Raw genomic sequence first — 21277 nt, forward strand, 5'->3', positions numbered from 1 at the left:
GTGGCCCGGTGATCCGCCCCCCGCCCGCGTCGCGTCGGGAGGTCAGCCTGCCGCGGCCGACGGCGACGTCGAGGCCGACTTGCAGCTCTCCTGCTTGGCCATCGCCTGGCCGACCTCGCCCTCCTCCAGGGTCTTCAGCGCGTCGCTGCCGCTCTTGCTGAGCTGGTTCAGCTCGGTGGCGATGTCCTTGAGGCCGTCGGCGAACTTCGCCTGGTCCTTGGTGTCGAGCTCCTCCACCTGCTTCCTCAGGGAGGCGTACGAGGAGGAGAGGCCGTTGAGCTCGGTGACCGCGTCCTTCTGCTTCTTCTCGCCGTCCTCGACGTCCGGGGCCCCGGCCTTCTGGACGGCGCTGCCCATCGCCTTGTAGGCGTCGGACATGTCCTGGAACGCCTTCGCGTCGGTCTCCTGGACCTCGGCCGGCGTGCTGTTGTCCGAGGTCTCCTTCTGGATCGCGGCGTTGGCCGCCTCGATCTTCTTGGCCTGCGGCTGTACCGCGTCGCAGACCTCCTTCGCCCAGGCGTCCAGCTTGTCGTTGTCGTCGCTGCCACCGCATCCCGTCAGCGCCAGTGCCAGTACCGCACCGCCGGACAGTGCGGCCGCGAGCTTCTTGTTCACCGGATTGGTCCCTTCCATGGCTCTCGGCCCCGGAACATACACGCCGGATGGGGGACATCCGCAGGACGAACATCCATTATGACCGTATTGAAGCCATTTGCACCAAGAGAGAGAAGGCTCACGGTGAGGGCGCGCGTGCGCGCACGCGACGGGCGGACGACACGTCAACACGCGCCGTCCGCCCACTCGTTGAGCTGCGTCTTGTACGGGGTCCCGTGATGCGGTCTATGAAACCACCGCCGGATCGGCCGACTTGGGTTCCCGGTCGGCGTTGTCTTCGTCACCCACCGCGATCCCGCGCCGTTTGGAGACGTAGACGGCCGCGGCGATGACGAGGAACGCGACGACGGCGATCAGGATCCGGACGCCGACGCTCTTGTCCGCGCCGTAGGAGAACTTGATGACCGCCGGCGCGATGAGCAGCGCCACCAGGTTCATGACCTTCAGCAGCGGGTTGATCGCCGGTCCGGCGGTGTCCTTGAAGGGGTCGCCGACGGTGTCGCCGATGATGGTGGCCTCGTGCGCTTCGCTGCCCTTGCCGCCGTGGTTGCCGTCCTCGACGAGCTTCTTGGCGTTGTCCCAGGCACCACCGGAGTTGGCGAGGAACACCGCCATGAGCGTGCCCGCGCCGATCGCGCCGGCCAGGAAGGCGCCGAGCGCACCGACACCGAGCGTGAAGCCGATGAAGATGGGCGCCATCACGGCGAGCAGTCCGGGCGTGGCGAGTTCCCGCAGGGCGTCCCTGGTGCAGATGTCGACGACCTTGCCGTACTCCGGTTTCTCGCTGTAGTCCATGATCCCGGGCTTCTCCCGGAACTGCCGCCGCACCTCGAAGACCACCGAACCCGCGGACCGCGACACCGCGTTGATCGCCAGCCCCGAGAAGAGGAAGACGACTGCCGCGCCCGCGATCAGCCCGACGAGGTTGTTGGGCTGCGAGATGTCCATCATCAGGCTCATCGGCGCACCCTCACCGCTGAGTTTCTCGCCCACGTCCGCCGCGCCGGTGGTGATGGCGTCGCGGTACGAACCGAACAGGGCCGACGCCGCGAGGACGGCGGTGGCGATCGCGATGCCCTTGGTGATGGCCTTGGTGGTGTTGCCGACCGCGTCCAGGTTGGTGAGCACCTGGGCACCGGCGCCCTCGACGTCGCCGGACATCTCGGCGATGCCCTGCGCGTTGTCGGAGACCGGCCCGAAGGTGTCCATGGCGACGATCACACCGACGGTGGTGAGCAGGCCGGTGCCGGCCAGCGCCACCGCGAACAGCGCCAGCATGATCGACGTACCGCCGAGCAGGAAGGCCCCGTAGACGCCGAGGCCGATCAACAGGGCGGTGTAGACGGCGGATTCGAGGCCGATGGAGATACCGGCGAGGACGACGGTGGCGGGGCCGGTGAGCGAGGTCTTGCCGATGTCCCTGACGGGGCGACGGGTGGTCTCGGTGAAGTATCCGGTGAGTTGCTGGATCAGGGCGGCGAGCACGATGCCGATCGCCACCGCGACGAGCGCGAGGATCCGCGGGTCGCCGTCCTTGCCCGCGATCGCCGCGTCGGTGACGCCGTCGAGGTCGGAGTACTTCCCGGGCAGATAGACGAAGACGGCCACCGCCACCAGCACCAGCGAGATCACCGCGGAGACGAAGAATCCCCGGTTGATCGCGCTCATGCCGCTGCGGTCGGACCGCCGGGGCGCCACCGCGAAGATGCCGATCATGGCGGTGACCACGCCGATCGCCGGCACCAGCAGCGGGAACGCCAGTCCGGAGTCGCCGAAGGCCACCTTGCCGAGGATCAGCGCCGCCACCAGGGTCACGGCGTACGACTCGAAGAGGTCGGCCGCCATGCCCGCGCAGTCTCCGACGTTGTCGCCCACGTTGTCGGCGATGGTCGCGGCATTGCGCGGATCGTCCTCCGGGATGCCCTGCTCGACCTTGCCGACCAGGTCGGCGCCGACGTCGGCGGCCTTGGTGAAGATGCCGCCGCCGACCCGCATGAACATCGCGATCAGCGCGGCACCGAGGCCGAATCCCTCCAGGACCTTCGGCGCGTCGGCCGCGTACACCAGCACCACGCAGCAGGCGCCCAGCAGGCCGAGCCCCACCGTGAACATGCCGACCACGCCGCCCGTACGAAAAGCGATCTTCGTCGCTTTGTGCGAGACGAGAGTGAGGTCCTTTTCCGGTTCGCCCGGGGCCGGTGTCGCTTCCCGCGCCGCCGCGGCGACGCGCACATTGCTGCGCACGGCGAGCCACATGCCGATGTAGCCGGTGGCCGCCGAGAACGCCGCGCCGATCAGGAAGAACACCGATCGTCCGGCCCGTTGATTCCAGTCGTCCGCGGGCAGCAGCATGAGCAGAAAGAACACGACGACGGCGAATACGCCGAGCGTGCGAAGCTGCCGGGCCAGATAGGCGTTCGCGCCTTCCTGGACGGCCGCCGCGATCTTCTTCATGCTGTCGGTTCCCTCGCCCGCCGCGAGCACCTGGCGCACCAGGACACCCGCGAGGACCAGCGCGGCCAGTGCGACGACCGCGATGACCGCGACGAGGACGCGGTTGCCGTCGGTCAGCGCAGCGGCTGCGAGAGTCGAGGGATCGCCCAACTGATGAGGGGTGGAAAGCTCCGCCATTCGTCCTCCTTGACGCTTGGGCTGAGCTCAAGATGTGGACGGGATTGTAGGTACCGGAACCTGATCAAAACAGTGCACGACAAAAGGAATTACCCTGTCAACCACAAGGGACCCAGAAGTAGTAATGCCCTTCCGGCATTAATTCCGTGATCTCCGTGATCGCAAATGCGGTCGTGAATGAATTCACTTGGCGCCCGCACGGCACCACTGTATGCGTGGACCTCGTCTTCCGCACATGACGAAGGGCCCTACGAGGTAGGGCCCTTCGGGTGACTGAGGGAGAGGCGGATGGGTCAGACCGGCGGCAGCACCGTCGACGCGGTCGGCCAGGTCATGCGGATCAGTCCGCCGTCCTCGTCGGCCGAGACCTCCACGTCGTCGACGAGCCCGCTGATGACCGCCAGGCCCATCTCGTCCTCCTCGGCCTCCTGGTCGTCGACGGCGGCGCCCGAAGCTCCCGCCCCGGATACCGCATGCGGCGCCTCGTCCCCGACCTCGATGGAGAACTGCTTCTCCTCCTCGATCAGCGACACCTTGACCGGCGCCGTGATGCCGACGTGCTGATGCAGGCCCACGGCCCGGGAGCAGGCCTCGCCGACGGCGAGCCTGACCTCGTCGAGGACGGCCTCGTCCACCCCGGCCCTGCGTGCCACCGCGGCCGCCACGAGACGGGCGGTGCGGACATGCTCGGGCAGCGCGCTGAAGCGGAGTTCAACGGTGGCCATGCATCCCCCTCGGGACTACGGGCGTGCTTGTCGAGGGCCCGGGCAATCGCGGCCCGGACCCCCTTGTTCTCCTGCGTTCTACTGCCGTCCCGGGCCCGGGGCCCGGGACCGGTCGTCAGTCGGTGGCCGCCACCGCTTCCTCGACCGAGGTGTGAATGGGGAACACCTTGGTGAGGCCGGTGATACGGAAGATCTTGAGAATGCGCTCCTGGTTGCAGACCAGGCGCAGCGAGCCCTCATGGGCACGCACCCGCTTCAGTCCGCCGACCAGCACGCCGAGCCCGGTGGAGTCGAGGAAGTCCACGCCCTCCATGTCGACGACGAGGTGGAAACTCCCGTCGTTCACGAGCTCGACCAGCTGCTCACGCAGCTTGGGCGCGGTGTATACGTCAATTTCGCCACCGACCTCGACGACCGTACGATCGCCGACGGTACGGGTCGACAGGGACAGGTCCACGGATCCTCCAGCACCTTGCTATCGAGCGGTCGTCCCTCGGGACACCTCGGCTTGAAGCCCCCAGGACGGTTCGCCAGCCGCGATGGCATTCAATCACTTACCGGCAGGCGTGCACGACGCCTTGGTCCCATTGTCCGTCACGCCAGTGACAGACTCGGTGCCGATGGCCAAGAATCACCGATCCGATCGACCCCCGGCGGAGCCCGGCTCCCGGCCGGAACCAGGCACGATCCTGGGCCGGCTCGCCTCGGGACCGAGCCGGGCTGCGCGCATCACTCATACGGAGCACTTGCCCCCGCGCGCGGGCCGTCATGCCGTCTGGCCGGACCGGATTCGGCCGGAGGTCGTCGCAGCGGTGCAGGCCGCCGGCATCGAACACCCCTGGGCCCACCAGGCACGCGCGGCCGAGCACGCCCTGGACGGCGACTCGGTCGTCGTCGCCACCGGCACCGCGTCCGGCAAGTCCCTCGCCTACCTGGTGCCGGTGCTGTCCACGCTTCTGGACGGTTCCGAGGCCCCGAACGGGCGTGGCGCCACCGCCCTCTACCTCGCTCCGACCAAGGCGCTGGCCGCCGACCAGTGCCGGTCCGTGAAGGAACTTTCACAACCTCTCGGCACGTCAGTTCGAGCCGCCGTGTACGACGGCGACACGCCGTTCGAGGAACGCGAGTGGATCCGCCAGTACGGCACCTACGTGCTGACCAACCCGGACATGCTGCACCGCGGAATTCTGCCGTCCCACCCCCGTTGGTCCTCCTTCCTGAAGTCGCTGAAGTACGTCGTCATCGACGAGTGCCACACCTACCGCGGCGTCTTCGGCTCCCATGTCGCCCAGGTGCTGCGCAGACTGCGCCGACTGTGCGCTCGCTACGGCGCGTCGCCGGTGTTCCTGCTCGCCTCCGCGACCGCCGCCGAGCCGTCGGTCGCGGCCCGCCGGCTCACCGGGCTGCCGGTGGTGGAGGTCGCCGACGACGCCTCCCCACGCGGTGAACTCGTTTTCGCCCTCTGGGAGCCCCCGCTGACCGAGATGGAGGGCGAGAAGGGCGCGCCCGTCCGCCGGACCGCCACCGCCGAGGCCGCCGACCTGCTCACCGACCTCACGGTGCAGGGCCTGCGTTCGATCACCTTCGTCCGGTCCCGGCGCGGCGCCGAGCTGATCTCGGTCATCGCCCAGGAGCGACTGGCCGAGGTCGACCGCTCGCTGGTCCGACGCGTGGCGGCGTACCGCGGCGGCTACCTCCCCGAGGAACGCCGCGCCCTGGAACGCTCCCTGCACTCCGGTGAGCTCCTCGGCCTGGCGGCGACGAACGCCCTCGAGCTCGGCCTGGACGTCTCCGGCCTGGACGCCGTGGTGATCGCCGGGTACCCGGGCACCCGGGCTTCGCTGTGGCAGCAGGCGGGCCGGGCGGGACGGGCAGGGCAGGGAGCCCTGGCGGTGCTGGTGGCCCGGGACGACCCCCTGGACACCTTCCTCGTCCACCACCCCCAGGCTCTCTTCGACCAGCCCGTGGAATCCACGGTCCTCGACCCCGACAACCCGTACGTCCTCGCTCCCCACCTGTGCGCGGCGGCGGCCGAGCTGCCCCTGACGGAGGAGGACCTGAAGCTCTTCGGCCCCGCCTGCGAGGAGCTGCTGCCCCAGCTGGAGGCGGCGAAGCTGCTGCGCCGCCGGACCCGGGCGTGGCACTGGACACGCCGTGAGCGGGCCGCCGACCTGACCGACATCCGCGGGGAGGGCGGACGCCCGGTCCAGGTCGTCGAGGCCGGTACGGGCCGACTGCTGGGCACGGTGGACGCCGGTGCCGCCCACACGACGGTCCACGAGGGCGCCGTCCACCTCCACCAGGGGCGCACCTATCTCGTCCGCTCCCTGGACCTGGAGGACTCCGTCGCCCTGGTCGAGCAGGCCACGCCGTCCTACTCGACGGTCGCCCGCGACACGACGGCCATCTCGGTCCTGGAGACCGACACCGAGGTCCCGTGGGGTGACGGACGCCTGTGCTACGGCTCCGTCGAGGTCACCAACCAAGTGGTCTCCTTCCTGCGCCGGCGCCTGATCACCGGCGAGGTCCTGGGCGAGACGAAGCTCGACCTCCCTCCTCGGACACTGCGCACGCGCGCGGTGTGGTGGACGGTCACCGAGGACCAGCTGGACGCGGCCCGGATCAACCCGGAGATCCTCGGCGGCGCCCTGCACGCCGCCGAGCACGCCTCGATCGGCATGCTGCCCCTGTTCGCGACCTGCGACCGCTGGGACATCGGCGGCGTGTCCGTCCCCCTGCACCCGGACACGCTGCTGCCGACGGTCTTCGTGTACGACGGGCACCCCGGCGGCGCGGGCTTCGCCGAGCGCGCCTTCCACACCGCCCGTGACTGGCTCACGGCCACCCGGGAGGCCATCGCCTCCTGCGAGTGCGACGCCGGCTGCCCGTCCTGCATCCAGTCCCCCAAGTGCGGCAACGGCAACGACCCACTGCACAAACGAGGGGCCGTACGCCTGCTCACGGTGCTGCTACGGGGCGCGGCGGAGGCAGGACGGGGTACGGGGGCAGGGGCGGAGGCGGGTCCCGGTACGGAGGCAGGGGCTGAGGCGGAGCCAGATGCCGCTGCGCAGACAGCTGCGGAGCGAGGTCTCGCTGCAGAGGCCGAGCGGCGCGCGGGAACCCGGCCGCGAGGCCCGTCCGCGGGTCCCCGGCCGTGAGCCCTGCCGGCGGGACAACGACCACCGGTACGCCCGTCGCCGGGCCCGCCCGCGCCCGGACCTCCGCCGCGAACGGCCCCCGGCCCGACGCCGCGGTCACGTCCGAGACCTGGCCGATGAGTACGCACCGCACCAACCGCGTCCCCTGCGCCCGGGCGATCCGATCCGCCCGAGCGCAGGCAACCGTGCCGCCCTGTGCCCAGTGGTCCGCCGCCGCAAGCGCCGCCAGATCGGCGCCGCCGGCCGCGCGATGCCGGGCCACGACGGCCTGGCCCAGGGCCAGCACGATGCCGAACACCAGGCACAACACGGCGATGGCGCCGACGCTCCAGACCGTGGCGGACCCTCGGTCGGAGTCGGGGACCCTGCCGAAGCCTGGCCCCGGGCAGGGACCCGGGCTCCGATCCGAACGCGGACCCCGGCTGGGACTTGGCCCACGACCGGAGCCGGCGCCCCGGCTGAGACCCGAACCCTGGCCGAAGCCCGAACCCTGGCCGAAGCCCGGTCCCCGGCCGACGCCTGCACCCCAGCCGACGCCTGCACCCCAGCCGGGACCTGGACCCCGGCCGAAGGCTGGACCCCAGCCGGGGCCTGCTCCCCGGCCGAAGGCTGGACCCCGGCGGTGACCCGGAGCCCGTCCTGAGCCCAAACCCCGGTGGGAGCCCGGACCACGTCCGGGGCCGGAGTCCGGGACGCCGCAGGAGGCCCGGGCGGCGCTCCCCGTCCGGTCGACACCCCACCCCCGGTCGGGCTCCGAAGCCTGCCCAGGGTGTCCCGCACGGACGAGGCGTCCCACCCGGAGGGGGAGTGCCGCCCGTTCGGGGCGGCAGTCCCGGTCAGTCACCGCGCGGAACGTGAGACCGCGTCTCATGGCTCCTCCCCCACCGCCACCGCCTGCTCCGCCGATGCCACGGCTTCCTCCCGTACCTCGAACGGCAGCCCGTGCAACCCCAGTGGCCTGGCCACCACCACCACGCGGACCTGGCCCTCCTCCCGGCTGACCGTGACCCGCGCTCCGCGCGGTGCCGCCTCCTGGGTGACCTCGACGACCGCGTCGTCCGGATCCTGGCGGGCGGCCGCACGGGCGCCGGTCCGTGCCGCGTCCACGCACTGGATCTGAGCGGCGATCGCCAGCAGCCCGCACACCAGCGCCGTCGCGAACAGCACCAGCACCGGCAGCACCACGGCCGTCTCCGCCGTCACGAACCCTCTGTCGGACCCACCGCCGGAGCGGCTGCCGGGCTCCCCGAGGGTCCCCGTCCCCGCCGCCCGCTCACATCCGTGCATCGAGTGCCCGCTTCACGATGCCCTGCAGCTCCGCGCTGACCGCCCCGCTCGTCACCACCTTGTACAGGACCACGGCGAACGCCACCGCCGCGACGATCCCCATCGCGTACTCGGAGGTGACCATTCCCGCGTCCCTCCGCGCGGACAGCCTCCGCCGTGCCGCACGTGCCCCGCACACCAGAGCACGCAGCCGCGCCCGTACCGCCTGATACATCACAACCCCCGTAAGGTCCGTTTCCGTTGCTCACTTGCTCGTCTGCTCACGTGCGCTTCCGTCGCGCTCCGTGGGTCACTCACGTTCCGGCTCCGATGCCGCACCGACCCGTTCCGTCAGCCACCACCTCCCCCGGCTCCCAGCACCCCGCCGGCGAGCCCGATCACCACCGGCAGTACGCCCACCGCGATGAACGCGGGCAGGAAGCACAGCCCCACCGGTGCGGTGACCATGACGGCCGCGCGGCGGGCCCTCGCCGTCGTGGCGCGCGCCCAGTCGGCACGGGCCTGCGTGGCGAGTCGGGCAACCGGGCCGGCCGCGGGCAGACCCGTCACCTCGGCCCGTTCCAGCAACCGCGCCAGGGAGCCAGCGCCCGGGATCGCGGCCAACCCTCGCCAGGCGCCACTCGGTTCACCACCCAGCCTCACTTCCGCGGCGCCACGCCGCAGCGCGTCCCCGACGGGCCCGCCGAGGGCATCGCCCACCGCCTGGGCAGCGGCCACCGGGCCGGCGCCGGCCGCGATGCAGGCCGCCAGCAGGTCGGCGGCGAGCGGCAGTTGGTGAGTGGCTTCCGCGGCAAGGGCCTGTGTCGCAGCCGTCCCGGCGGCAGTCCGCCTTGCGCGCCAACGCCACAACCCGGCCGCGAGCACCAGCCCCACCACGGCACCGGCCACGCCCCCGACCAGGGCCCACCCGGCGCCCACCGTGCCCACCAAGGGCAGCCATTCGCGGACGGCGCCCAGCGCCTGGACCCGTCGCCGTGCGACGCGCTCCGGCTCCGGGGCCAGCAGTGCGGCGAGCCGCCTGCGTACGGTCCGCTCCCGCCGAATGGATCCGATGCCGTGCGCCAGCCGTCCGGCCACCAGCACCGCCGACAGCACTGTCCCCAGCCTGTGGACAACCTCCCCGGTCACGACGCCGCCTCCGCACCCCGCACGATCCGTGTCACCCACCACATCCCCAGGGCCTCCAGGACTCCGCCGGCCAGCAGACAGCCGACCCCCGCCCCGGTGTGCAGCAGCACGTGCAACGGGTCGGAACCGAGGGCGACGCCGAGCAGGAGCCCCAGAACCGGCAGGCCGGCGAGCATCACCGCCGTGGCGCGAGCGCCGGCCAACTGCGCACGCAGGTCGGAGCGCTGATCCCGTTCGGCGCGCAGCGCGCCCTCCAGCCGGTCGAGCCCGGCCGCGAGCCCGGCACCCTGGTCTACGGCGACCCGCCAGCAGGCCGCGAGGCCCCGCAACCCCTCGGCCCCCGGTCGCCGTGCCGCTGCCGCAAGCGCCCCCGGCACGTCCCCGCCGAACCGGGCCGCCGCCAGCACCGCCGCCCGCGCGTCACCGAGCCCTCCGGAGTCGTGCGCGGCGCACAGCAGCGCCTCGCCCGGCTGCCGCCCCGCCCGCACCTCCCCGGCGAGGGCCCCGCACAGGTCGATCACCGCGTCCTGGCGACGCTCTCGGGCCCGTCTCGCCCGGCCTGCCAGCCGTGCCCGCCGCAGCAGTGGCACCCCGGCCGCCCCCGCGACGACCGGCAGCACCGAGGCGGCCAGTGCCGCCAAGGCCAGCCCGGCTGCCAGCGACCACCACTCTGCCCTCAGTCGTCCCCGGACTCGCCGCAGTTCGTCCGTCACCCGGTGCGCCGTGGGCGGCCCGGCCCCGGGCGCCCCGCAGCCGGTGAGCACCAGCCGCGCCCGTCGTACTCCGGAGTGCCATCCACTCCCGGCCAGCCACGCCGCCGCCCCCAGACACGCGAGGGCCACGCCCGTCGCGGGCCCAGCCGTCCCGGTCACCTGTACGCCTCCCGTCCTGTGGCTCGCGCTTCGAGCCCGTCTCCGCGCAGCAGCTCCCGCAGTCGCTCCCAGCCACGTTCGGCCACGAAGGCCTCCGCGCCCCACCGCAGCGCCGGCACCGTCCGCACCAGCCCCGACGGGTCCCGCTCCAGTACGTGCACCTCGGCGATCCGACGCCGCCCGGACCGGTCGCGGACCAGGTGCAGGACGACCGAAAGGGCTGCGGCAAGCTGGCTGTGCAGGGCCGCCCGGTCCAGCCCGGCGGCCGTGCCGAGCGCCTCCAGCCGGGCCGGTACATCGGCGGCGGCATTGGCGTGCACCGTTCCGCACCCGCCTTCGTGACCGGTGTTCAATGCCGCGAGCAGATGGACCACTTCGGGGCCGCGCACTTCGCCGACGACCAGCCGGTCCGGCCGCATGCGCAGCGCCTGCCGCACCAGGTCCTCCAGGGTGACCAGGCCCGCGGCCTCCTGGTTGGCGGGTCTGGTCTCCAGACGGACGACGTGCGGATGATCCGGCCGCAGCTCCGCCGAGTCCTCGGCGAGCACGATCCGCTCCCCCGCTCCGACGAGCCCGAGCAGCGCGCTCAGCAACGTCGTCTTGCCGCTGCCGGTGCCTCCGCTGACGAGGAAGGACAGCCGCGCCCGCAGCAGAGCGCGCAGCACGCGGTCACCGCCGGGCGGCACCGTGCCCGCCGCCGCCAGTTCGTCGAGTGTGAACGCACGCGGCCGTACCACGCGCAGTGACAGGCACGTGCAGCCGACGGCGACCGGAGGCAGCACCGCGTGCAGCCGGGTGCCGTCGGGCAGCCGGGCGTCCACCCACGGCCGGGCGTCGTCGAGCCGGCGTCCGGCGACCGTGGCGAGGCGCTGCGCGAGCCGCCGTACCGCCCCGGCGTCCGGGAAGGAGACGGACGTCAACTCCAGGCCGCCGCCGCGGTCCACCCAGACCCGGTCCGGGGCGGACACCAGTACGTCGGTCACCGACGGGTCGGCCAGCAGCGGCTCGAGCGGCCCGCTGCCGACGAGTTCCGACCTCAGCTGCTCCGCGGCGCCGAGGATCTCGGCGTCCCCGAGGACCCGCCCCTGCTCCCGCAGGGCCTGTGCCACGCGCGCGGGCGTCGGATCCGCGCCGCTCTCGGCGAGCCACCGCCGCACACCGTCGAGCATCCCGGACACCGGGCCCGGGCCCCTCCCGGTGTCCGCTCCCGGGGGCGGCCCGGAAACCCGACGCGAAGACGTCCGGGAGGCCGACCCGCGCGACGTCCGGGAAGCCCACCCGGGCACCACCCGGGCCGCCGAAGCCGACGCCAGTCGCTCGTCGGTGTCCCGGCCCGAAACCACCCCGGGAGCCAATCCCGCGGACATCCCGCAAGCCCGTTCGGGTGACCGTTCGGCGGCCGGCCCCGTCACCCTCTCGGGGCGCAAGCCCCCGGTCACCCGAGAGGCCGTCCCCGCCGCAGGCTCCCCGGCACGCCGGGCGGGAGCCACGCCGCCGGCCACCCCGGCGCCCGTCCCGACTGCTGCTCTTCCAAGCGCCGCTTCAGGGGCCACTGCGGGGACCACGCCAGGGACCCCTCCAGGCCACCCGGAGGCCGTCCCCGTAGGCACCGTGCCCGGCACCCGCGCCCCGCCAGGAATCTGCCCCGGCCGCCCGATCCCCGTCCTCGCCGGCACCCCTGCAGACGACTGCCCTGAGACCACCCCGGAGGCCCTTTCACCCGCTACCTCCGCAGACATTTTCGGAGCCGCCGACACCCCGGACACCGCCAACCGCCTGCCATCACCCGTCGCACCACACACCGCGTCAACCACCGCACCACCACCGGCATCAGGCATCGCACAAGCCCGCACGCCCTCACCCGCCCTTTCGTGGCTCATTGCCGCCCTCACGCGCCCGCGCCCGTCTCCACCAGCGCCCGCTCCCAGAACTCCCGGCAGAAGCGCGCCAACGGTCCGCGCGCGGTCGCGCCCGGGGGGCGCCGGCTCTCGGTGGCACGCAACAACCCGGACTCGACGGGCACTTCACCCGCCAAGGGCAGTCCGAGGAGCCGGGCCACCTCCGGGCCGTCGAGCCCGGAGACGTACGGCCCCCGCACCGCGACCCGGAGGTCGCGCAGGACCATGCCGACCGCGGCGGCCACCCGGCCCGCCGCCGCGACGGCCCGCAGTTCGGCCGGGACCACGAGGAGTCCGACGTCGAGCTGGGCGAGGATCTCGGCGACACCGTCGTCGACGCGGCGCGGAAGGTCGACGACGACCGTGCCGCCCCTGCGCCGGGCGGCGGCCAGCACGGCCCGTACGGCCTGGGGCGGCACCGCGACGCAGTCCCCCCGGTCCCAGCTGAGCACTCGCAGCGAATGCAGCTCGGGCAACGACTCCTCCAGAGCGCCACCGCCCACCCGCCCACGCGAGGCCGCGAACGCGGGCCACCTCAGTCCCTCGGCCGTCTCGCCGCCGAGGAGGACGTCGAGGCCGCCGCCCAGCGCATCGGCGTCCACCAGCAGGCTGCGCACTCCCTCCCGCGCCGAGGTGACGGCGAGGGCGCAGGCCAGGGTGGATGCTCCGGCGCCGCCCCGGCCGCCGATGACACCGACGGTGAGTGCGGGACGGCCGACGCCCTCGGCGACGTCGGCGATGCGGTCGACAAGCCATTGCTCGCCGTCGGGCAGCATCAGGACGTGATCGGCACCGATCTCGACAGCCCGCTGCCAGATCTCCGAGTCGTCCTGGTCGCGGCTCACGAGCACCACGCCTCGCCTCCGCGCGGCTCCGCGCACGCGTCGCGCGGCGTCGTCGCCGACCAGGACGAGGGGCGCCGCCTCCCATCCGCCCCGATGCCCGGCCGCCGACGGCACCGCCGGCACCGAGTGGTGCACCTCAGGCGTGGCTCCGGCCGCCGCGCACAGGCGCAACAGATCGTCGAGCAGCTCGGTGTCCTCAGTGACGATCAACGGTCCGCCCTGCCGCCCTCCGGCGGCGGGCGGCGGATCGTGGGTGATGGTTCCGGTCATGACCGCGTCCCCTCTCGCTCTCTTACCTCTCGTGGCTTCTCGGGCTTCTCGTGACGACTGAACGTCGGTCGAAACCAGCCCTGCACGTCGCGCAAACGGGCCGGCCGTAACTCGGCGCGGCCCGGCCGCATGGCGCATGGGAATCACGGTGCAGCGATGCGGGAAATCGTGTGGATCTTGGTCCAAAACTGTGGACAACTCGATGGTTGTGAATATCGTCGTCACCCAAACAGGTGAGCGCCGCCCCGTCCCGCTCCACCCCGCGTACGACTTCCGCAGAGCAGTCCAACGACTACACAGCGTGGCAAATCATGGGCATGCCAATCGACCAATCCGTGCCGCCCCGGATCGAGGACTGAACCGCGAGAAGAAGGGGAAAACCCACCCGGACATGCGACGACCCCCGCCGGGGGGGAGAGCGGGGGTCGTCTCCACGGCCGACTCGGGGGGGGAGGAGTCGGACCGGGTTAGCACGGTCGCGAACGATCCGTGACTTCCATGGTGTACCCGAGAGCCCTCTCAGGCAAACCCACGCGCCCCACGATACGCCGAATGGGCGCCCCCTATGCTCAGGGTCGTGGAAAACCACTCCTTGCCTCGTTCCATGCCCCGCACAGCAGCCTTCTTCGACCTGGACAAGACGGTCATTGCGAAGTCGAGCACGCTCACGTTCAGCAAGTCGTTCTACCAGGGCGGGCTGATCAATCGCAGGGCTGTCTTGCGTACCGCATATGCCCAGTTCGTCTTCCTCGCGGGCGGCGCCGACCATGACCAGATGGAGCGGATGCGCGAGTACCTGTCCGCGCTGTGCCGCGGCTGGAACGTCCAGCTGGTCAAGGAACTCGTCGCCGAGACGCTGCACGACCTGATCGACCCGATCATCTACGACGAGGCCGCCTCCCTCATCGAGGAGCACCACACCGCCGGCCGCGACGTCGTGATCGTCTCCACGTCGGGCGCCGAGGTCGTCGAGCCGATCGGCGAGCTGCTCGGCGCGGACCGGGTGGTGGCCACCCGCATGATCGTGGGCGACGACGGCTGCTTCACCGGAGAGGTGGAGTACTACGCGTACGGCCCGACCAAGGCGGAGGCGATCCGGGAGCTGGCCGAGTCCGAGGGGTACGACCTGGCCCGCTGCTACGCCTACAGCGACTCGGCGACCGACCTGCCGATGCTGGAGTCCGTCGGGCACCCCCACGCGGTCAATCCCGACCGGACGCTGCGCCGCGAGGCACTCGCGCGCGAGTGGCCGATTCTTGATTTCCATCGCCCTGTGCGGCTCAAGCAGCGGATTCCCGGTTTCTCCGTACCGCCGCGCCCGGCGCTCGTCGCCGCCGCCGCGATAGGTGCCGCGGCGGCCACCGCGGGCCTCGTCTGGTACGCGAGCCGACGACGCACCGCAGCCGCCTGACCGCACCACGACCCCGGCTCACGTTTCACCCGCGTATGAGCACAAAAGTAAAGAAGTGCGGCCATCACTTCCGCTTGCTCCGGGCCTGGAGTACAAAGGACTCAACGGCCCGCGAGACCAAGGACATCCGAAAGGATCACCTTAGAAACGCAATTGGCCCCACGGACCGAGCATGATCACTGGGCACCCACGCGACGTCGACCCGTCGATTACGGGCCAGCCGCACCAGGTGACGGGCAAAGTTCCCGACCTGATGGGCAACACATCGAGGACGCTTGGTAACCCGGTGCTCATGCCAGCGGCGGTACGAATTCTCGTACCGCCGCATCTCTGTGCCGCCCGTCCTCACGCCGCCCCGCGCTGGAGCGCCTCGCACACCGCGGTCGACTCGCGCGCGCCCAGCCCCACCGCCTTGCCGCAGTGGGCGATCCAGGCGGCCATGCCCTCCGGGGTTCCGGAGACGTAGCCGTCGAGCGCCGCCAGGTAGGCCGCGCGCCCCAGCTCGGCATGACCGACCTCGGCCGGGCAGACCGATTTGGGGTCCAGGCCGCTGTTGATCAGGACGATGCGCTCGGCCGCCCGCGCGACCAGGCCGTTGTGCGAGGTGAAGGGCCGCAGGGCCAGGAGCTCGCCGTGCACGACGGCGGCCGTCACCAGCGCCGGTGCGGAGCCCCCTGCCATCACCAGCTCGGCCAGGCCCTCCAGACGGCCGTGCGCCTCCGCGGCGTCCGGCAGGGGCAGCTCGACGAGCGGCTCGTCCACCGGCTCACCTTCCTGGCGGGGCCTCCCCACCTGGTCGGCCTTGTCCGCGGCCGCCACCAGGTGCAGCCGGGCCAGCACCCGCAGGGGCGACTGCCGCCAGATGGACAGCAGCTGCCCCGCTTCGGCGGTCAGCCGCAGGGCCGCGCCCACCACACGCGCCTCTTCGTCACCGCTGAAATCGGTCCGCCTGCGCACCTCTTCCAGCACCCAGTCCGCCCCGGACAACGCCGCCGAGCCCCGGGCGCCGCGCAGTGCCGCCTCGGAGGTGATCTCGTTGCTGCGGCGCCGCATGATCCGGTGGCCGTAGACCCGGTCCACGGCCTTGCGTACGGACTCCACGGACTCGGACACGCCGGGCAGTGCACCCAGGGCCGCGAGCGGATCGGCGGTCGCGCCTGTCGTACTCATGAGTACGACACTACGCACCCCGGCGCCACGCCCCACGAATGAGTGGTCTTCTTCACGTACTTCCGGACTCCCGTGACACCTACAGCTACCGAACCACTACGCTTGGTGAACATGAAAATTGCTTTCGTGGGGAAGGGCGGGAGCGGCAAGACCACCCTCTCCTCCCTGTTCATCCGCCATCTCGCCACCACCGGCGCGCCGGTCGTCGCGATCGACGCCGACATCAACCAGCACCTGGGGGCCGCGCTCGGCCTCGACGAGTCGGAGGCCGCCGGGCTGCCCGCGATGGGCGAGCACCTCCCGCTGATCAAGAAGCACCTGCGCGGCACCAACCCACGCATCGCCTCCACCGAGCAGATGATCAAAACCACTCCACCCGGCGAGGGCTCGCGCCTGCTGCGGGTGCGCGAGGACAACCCGGTCTACGACGCCTGCGCCCGGCCGGTGGAACTCGACGGCGGGGCCGTCCGTCTGATGGTCACCGGGCCCTTCACGGACGCCGACCTGGGAGTCGCCTGCTACCACTCCAAGACGGGCGCGGTGGAGCTGTGCCTGAACCACCTGGTCGACGGCCGTGACGAGTACGTCGTGGTCGACATGACGGCCGGCTCGGACTCGTTCGCCTCCGGCATGTTCACCCGCTTCGACCTCACGTTCCTCGTCGCCGAGCCGACCCGGAAGGGAGTCTCCGTCTACCGCCAGTACAAGGAGTACGCCCGCGACTTCGGCGTCGCCCTGAAGGTCGTCGGCAACAAGGTGCAGGGCCCCGACGACCTCGACTTCCTGCGCGAACAGGTCGGGGAGGACCTGCTGACGACCGTCGGGCACTCGGACTGGGTGCGCGCCATGGAGAAGGGACGGCCGCCCCGGTTCGAACTCCTGGAGGACGGCAACCGCCGCGCCCTGCGCGCCCTGCACACGGCCGTCGACGCCGCCTACGAGCTGCGGGACTGGGAGCGCTACACGGAGCAGATGGTCCACTTCCATGTGAAGAACGCCCGCAGCTGGGGCAACGAGCGCACCGGGGCCGACCTGGCGGCGCAGGTCGACCCCGGTTTCGTCCTCGGCGAGGGAGTCGTCGCAGCGGTGTGACGCGTCCGCTCCGTCCCTGCCAGGGCGGTTACTGCTTGGCGGCCGGCGCCCCGGGCACGCCCTTCGGCGCCGGCGCGGGGTCGGCCGACAGGAAGGACGCCCAGCCCTTCTTGGGGGCCTCCCCGACGCCCAGGGTGCGCAGCTTCTTCAGGACCTTCGGGTCCTGGGCGTCCAGCCAGTCCGCGAGCTGCCGGAAGGTGACACAGCGCACCTCCTTCTTGGTGCACACCTCCTCGACGACCTCCTCGACGGCGCGCATGTAGGTGCCGCCGTTCCAGGACTCGAAGTGGTTGCCGATGATCAGGGGTGCGCGGTTGCCGTCGTAGGCCCGCTGGAAGCCCTGGAGCAGGCCGTCGCGCATCTGGTCGCCCCAGAGCTCGTGCTTGGCCGGGTCACCCTGGGTGTCGGTGCCCGACTGGTTGACCATGAAGTTGTAGTCCATGGTGAGCTGCTCGAAGGTGTGGCCGGGGAACGGCACGAGCTGCATCGACAGGTCCCACAGGCCCTCCTTCTTCTTGGGCCAGACCTGGTTGTTCACACCGCTGGAGTCGTAGCGGAAACCCATCTCCCTGGCCGCCCGCATGAAGTTCTCCTGACCCTCCAGGCAGGGGGTGCGGGCGCCGATCAGCTCCTTGTCGTAGTCGAAGGGCAGGGGGGCCGCGTTCTTCTTTCCGCTGTTGGTCTTCCAGGTCTGCACGAACTGCTTGGCCTGCCTGATCTCGTCCTTCCACTCCTCGACCGACCACTCGCCGACCCCGCCTTCCGGGCCGCAGAAGTGGCCGTTGAAGTGGGTGCCGATCTCGTTGCCCTCCAGCCAGGCCAGGCGCAGTTGTTCGACGGTGTCGGCGATGCCCTGCTTGTCGTTGAAGCCGATGTCGGAGCGGCCCGGCGAATGCTGCGGCGGCAGATAAAGGTCCCGCTTCTCCTTCGGCAGCAGGTACACGCCGCTCAGGAAATAGGTCATCGCCGCGTTGTTCTCCTTGGCCACCTCACGGAAGTGGGAGAACAGTTTCTGACTGTCCTCGCCCGCGCCGTCCCAGGAGAACACCACGAACTGCGGGGGCTTCTGGCCGGGCTTGAGGCGTTCCGGCCGGGGCAGGTGCGGCTGGGTCCCGGTGTAGGCGGTGGAACCGTCACCGATCAGCCGTACCGCGTTGGGCGCGGGTGCCGCGTTCCCCTTCCCCTTCTGCGGTCCGTGCGTCCCTGCGTCGGGACCGTTCCCGCCGTCGAACGCGCAACCGGCGAGCGACGCGGCGCAGACCGCGGCTGCGACCACGGTGCGCGCGGCGATCCTGTGGGTGGCGGCCATGTTCCGCCCACCTTCTTCCTTCTCTCGGGCCAACGCCGACTAGGCGATGTCGGGTGCTGAGCCGGGATGTGCCGTCAGCGCCGTCAAGGTGGCACGCATGCGAGAAGGAATTAGTACGACAAGCCGATGAAATACCTGATTCACCCACGTGAGCGGTCTATTGCTCCATATGCTCGAAAAGTCTATGCCTCCTCTTTACTCTGAATTACGATCTGTTTACTGAGCGCAATCGCTCAAGCGCTCGGCATCCCGCCGCTGTGCGCCGTGCCCCACGGCCGCGGACTCCCCGCCCGGCGGGGGCCACCCCTGACCACCACCGCGCAGCCTTGGAGGAGACGGGAAAATGTCAGCCTGCGTCCCCGCCCGTGCCGATTCGGCCCGGACCAAGCACGTCCATCCACCCCACAGCCCGCCGCCCGGCGGCCCCCGGCGCTTCCGCGTCGCGGGTGCCGATCTGTCGGCCTCGATCGCGGTCTTCCTGATCGCCCTGCCCCTCTCCCTGGGCATCGCCCTCGCCACCGGCGCCCCGCTCCAGGCCGGCCTCGTCGCCGCCGCGGTGGGCGGAATCGTCGCAGGATGGCTCGGCGGCTGCCCGCTCCAGGTCAGCGGCCCCGCAGCCGGGCTCACAGTGGTCACCGCCGACCTCATCCAGCGCTACGGATGGCGTACGACCTGCGCCATCACCGTGCTCGCCGGGCTCGCACAACTGGGCCTCGGCTGTCTGCGGGTGGCACGCTCCGCGCTCGCCGTCAGCCCCGCCATCGTGCACGGCATGCTCGCCGGCATCGGCGTCACCATCGCCGTCGCCCAGCTGCACATCGTCCTCGGCGGCACCCCGCAGAGCTCCGTCCCCGACAACCTGCGCGCGCTGCCCGCCCAGTTGGCGAGTCCGAGACCGGCCGACCTGGCGGTGAGCGTGCTGACCCTGACCCTGCTCCTGCTCTGGCCGCGCTTCCCCGGCCGGGCCGGTCAGCTGCTGGGCAAGGTGCCCGCCGCCCTGATCGCCGTCGCCGGCGCCACCGCGGTGGCGGCCCTCGCCGGGCTGCGCCTGCCCAAGGTCGACCTGCCGTCCTGGAGCAGCCACGCCCTGGCCACGCTGCCCGACGGCCCGGTGCTCGGCCTCGTCGCCGCCGTTCTCACCACCACGCTGGTGTGCAGTGTGCAGTCGCTGCTCGGTGCGGTCGCCGTGGACAAGCTGGTCGCCGCCCGGCCGGGCCTGACCGGCCGCGTGAAACGCTCCGACCTCGACCGCGAGCTGCTCGGACAGGGCGCCGCCAACATCGTCTCCGGTTCGCTCGGCGGCCTGCCCATCGCCGGTGTGGCCGTACGCAGTTCCGCGAATGTGGCGGCGGGCGCCGTCAGCCGGAACTCCACGATGGTGCACGGCGTTCTCGTAGTGATCGCCACCCTGCTGCTGGTCCCGGCCCTGGAGCTCATCCCGCTCGCCTCGCTCGCCGCCCTGGTCATGGCCGTCGGCCTCAAGATGGTCTCGCTGAACCACATTCGCACGGTGACCCGCCACCGTGAGGTGCTGGTCTACGCGGTTACCACCTGCGGCGTCGTGTTCCTGGGCGTCCTGGAGGGCGTCGCACTGGGCATCGCCGTGGCCGTCGGTGTCGCCCTGCACCGTCTGACCCGCACCCGGATCACGCACGACGAGACGGAAGGAGTCCATCACGTCCATGTGAGAGGGCAGTTGACGTTCCTCGCGGTGCCTCGGCTCAGCCGAGTCCTGCACCACGTACCTCACGGGGCGCACGCCGTAGTGGAGTTGGACGGGTCGTTCATGGACCACGCGGCCTACGAGACGCTGCAGGACTGGCAGAAGACGCACACCGCGCAGGGTGGTTCCGTCGACATCACCGGCCGACGGCCGGGCACCCGCATCTCCGAGCCGGCCGACATGGACGGCTGCCGCTGCCGCCCCTGGACCCCCTGGCGCAACCACCAGTGCGAGCGCCCGCAGCCGGCGCACCCGCACGGCAGCGACCGGCGGGACGCCATCGGCGAGAGCGTCGAGGACACCGACGACGCGGCGACCGAGCCCACTGGAGCCGGCAGAGCCGGCGGGCCCGACCGGCCCGGCACCTCCAAGAGGCCCGGCGGCCTCAGCGGACAGGAACTGGCCCGTGGCATCAGCGCGTTCCAGCGCAACACCGCCCCGCTGGTGCGGCGTGAGCTGGCCCGGCTGGCGCGCGAGGGTCAGCAGCCCTCCCAGCTGTTCCTGACCTGCGCCGACTCACGGGTGGTCACCTCGATGATCACCTCCAGTGGTCCCGGTGACCTCTTCGTCGTGCGCAACGTGGGCAACTTCGTGCCGCTGCCCGGCGAGGAGAGCGGCGACGACTCGGTGGCGGCCGCGATCGAGTACGCGGTGGACGTGCTGAAGGTGCGGTCCATCACGGTGTGCGGCCACTCCGGATGCGGGGCCATGCAGGCGCTGCTCGGCTCCGAGCCCGGCGGTGCCCAGACTCCGCTCAAACGGTGGTTGCGACACGGTCTGCCTAGCCTGGAGCGCATGCCCGGGAACCAAGACCATGAGAACCACGCGAGCCCCGAGAACCGCGAGAACCTCGAGGACCCCGGGGGCCCCAAGGACTCCGACGACAAGGGCACCCGGGCCCGGCTGGCCGGGCGCCGGCCCGCCGACGCGGCCGAGCAGCTCTGCCTGGCCAACGTGGTCCAGCAGTTGGAGCACCTGCGCGCCCACGACTCGGTGTCCCGGGCCCTGGCCGCGGGGGACCTGGAGCTGCACGGCATGTACTTCCACGTGGGCGAGGCACAGGCGTACCTGCTCGCGGAGGACGCCGGGGACGGCGTGTTCGAGCTGGTGATGGAGACAGACCTGACCGCCTGAGCGGTCCGG

16 protein-coding genes and 1 pseudogene are annotated in these 21277 nt (G+C 71.6%); 4 read left to right on the forward strand and 13 right to left on the reverse strand.

All coding sequences use genetic code 11. The annotated features are described in order from the left end of the window. Nucleotides 1-42: 42 nt before the first annotated feature. The 4 genes from ACIGO6_RS13170 to bldG form a co-directional block, all read right to left on the reverse strand. The gene (locus tag ACIGO6_RS13170) at nt 43-633 is read right to left on the reverse strand and encodes a small secreted protein (protein WP_399875064.1); all 591 of its coding nucleotides are present in this window, start codon (nt 631-633) and stop codon (nt 43-45) included. A 207-nt stretch (nt 634-840) separates the two neighbouring features. Further along, entirely contained in the window at nt 841-3246 is a 2406-nt protein-coding gene (locus ACIGO6_RS13175; protein ID WP_399875066.1) for a sodium-translocating pyrophosphatase, read from the reverse strand. 293 nt (nt 3247-3539) lie between these two features. Continuing rightward, nucleotides 3540-3971, reverse strand: a complete 432-nt coding sequence (locus ACIGO6_RS13180) for an ATP-binding protein (RefSeq protein WP_399875067.1) — start codon at nt 3969-3971, stop codon at nt 3540-3542. Nucleotides 3972-4086: 115 nt separating this feature from the next. Beyond that, entirely contained in the window at nt 4087-4428 is a 342-nt protein-coding gene (bldG, locus tag ACIGO6_RS13185; protein WP_003975386.1) for an anti-sigma factor antagonist BldG, read from the reverse strand. Nucleotides 4429-4510: 82 nt separating this feature from the next. On the opposite strand from bldG, the gene ACIGO6_RS13190 reads away from it, so the two are divergent. Continuing rightward, nucleotides 4511-7129, forward strand: a complete 2619-nt coding sequence (locus tag ACIGO6_RS13190; RefSeq protein WP_399875069.1) for a DEAD/DEAH box helicase — start codon at nt 4511-4513, stop codon at nt 7127-7129. 25 nt (nt 7130-7154) lie between these two features. Here ACIGO6_RS13190 and ACIGO6_RS13195 read toward each other — a convergent pair. From ACIGO6_RS13195 to ssd, 7 genes and pseudogenes are all read right to left on the reverse strand, one after another. After that, nucleotides 7155-7487 (reverse strand): annotated as a pseudogene (locus ACIGO6_RS13195) (Rv3654c family TadE-like protein); the annotation flags it as partial. 509 nt (nt 7488-7996) lie between these two features. Next, nucleotides 7997-8332, reverse strand: coding sequence for a TadE family type IV pilus minor pilin (locus ACIGO6_RS13200; protein WP_399875071.1), 336 nt, complete (start codon nt 8330-8332; stop codon nt 7997-7999). A 70-nt stretch (nt 8333-8402) separates the two neighbouring features. Continuing rightward, nucleotides 8403-8630, reverse strand: coding sequence for a DUF4244 domain-containing protein (locus tag ACIGO6_RS13205; RefSeq protein WP_399875073.1), 228 nt, complete (start codon nt 8628-8630; stop codon nt 8403-8405). Nucleotides 8631-8746: 116 nt separating this feature from the next. Then, complete coding sequence (locus ACIGO6_RS13210) at nt 8747-9544, reverse strand: type II secretion system F family protein (protein ID WP_399875074.1); 798 nt, start codon at nt 9542-9544, stop codon at nt 8747-8749. After that, nucleotides 9541-10416, reverse strand: a complete 876-nt coding sequence (locus tag ACIGO6_RS13215; protein WP_399875076.1) for a type II secretion system F family protein — start codon at nt 10414-10416, stop codon at nt 9541-9543. Before ACIGO6_RS13215 ends, ACIGO6_RS13210 begins: the two co-directional genes overlap by 4 nt. Continuing rightward, a complete protein-coding gene (locus ACIGO6_RS13220; protein WP_399875839.1) occupies nt 10413-11585 on the reverse strand; it encodes a TadA family conjugal transfer-associated ATPase in 1173 nt (390 codons plus the stop codon). Before ACIGO6_RS13220 ends, ACIGO6_RS13215 begins: the two co-directional genes overlap by 4 nt. A gap of 719 nt (nt 11586-12304) precedes the next feature. After that, on the reverse strand, nt 12305-13429 hold the full coding sequence (ssd, locus tag ACIGO6_RS13225) for a septum site-determining protein Ssd (RefSeq protein WP_399875078.1): 1125 nt from the start codon (nt 13427-13429) through the stop codon (nt 12305-12307). Nucleotides 13430-13994: 565 nt separating this feature from the next. Here ssd and ACIGO6_RS13230 point away from each other — a divergent pair. Beyond that, nucleotides 13995-14840, forward strand: a complete 846-nt coding sequence (locus tag ACIGO6_RS13230) for an HAD family hydrolase (RefSeq protein ID WP_399875080.1) — start codon at nt 13995-13997, stop codon at nt 14838-14840. Nucleotides 14841-15185: 345 nt separating this feature from the next. Here the strand turns inward: ACIGO6_RS13230 and ACIGO6_RS13235 are convergent, their stop codons facing one another. Further along, nucleotides 15186-16010 (reverse strand): oxidoreductase, encoded by an 825-nt coding sequence (locus ACIGO6_RS13235; protein WP_399875082.1) that lies wholly within the window; start codon nt 16008-16010, stop codon nt 15186-15188. Nucleotides 16011-16121: 111 nt separating this feature from the next. Between ACIGO6_RS13235 and ACIGO6_RS13240 the strand changes: the two genes are divergently transcribed. Then, nucleotides 16122-17102, forward strand: coding sequence for an ATP-binding protein (locus ACIGO6_RS13240; RefSeq protein ID WP_399875083.1), 981 nt, complete (start codon nt 16122-16124; stop codon nt 17100-17102). Between the two features lie 28 nt (nt 17103-17130). Here the strand turns inward: ACIGO6_RS13240 and ACIGO6_RS13245 are convergent, their stop codons facing one another. Continuing rightward, entirely contained in the window at nt 17131-18411 is a 1281-nt protein-coding gene (locus tag ACIGO6_RS13245; protein ID WP_399875085.1) for a hypothetical protein, read from the reverse strand. Between the two features lie 343 nt (nt 18412-18754). Between ACIGO6_RS13245 and ACIGO6_RS13250 the strand changes: the two genes are divergently transcribed. Then, a complete protein-coding gene (locus ACIGO6_RS13250; RefSeq protein WP_399875087.1) occupies nt 18755-21268 on the forward strand; it encodes a SulP family inorganic anion transporter in 2514 nt (837 codons plus the stop codon). Nucleotides 21269-21277 lie beyond the last annotated feature (9 nt).

Source organism: Streptomyces sp. NPDC053750 (genome assembly GCF_044544295.1).
Taxonomy (GTDB): domain Bacteria; phylum Actinomycetota; class Actinomycetes; order Streptomycetales; family Streptomycetaceae; genus Streptomyces.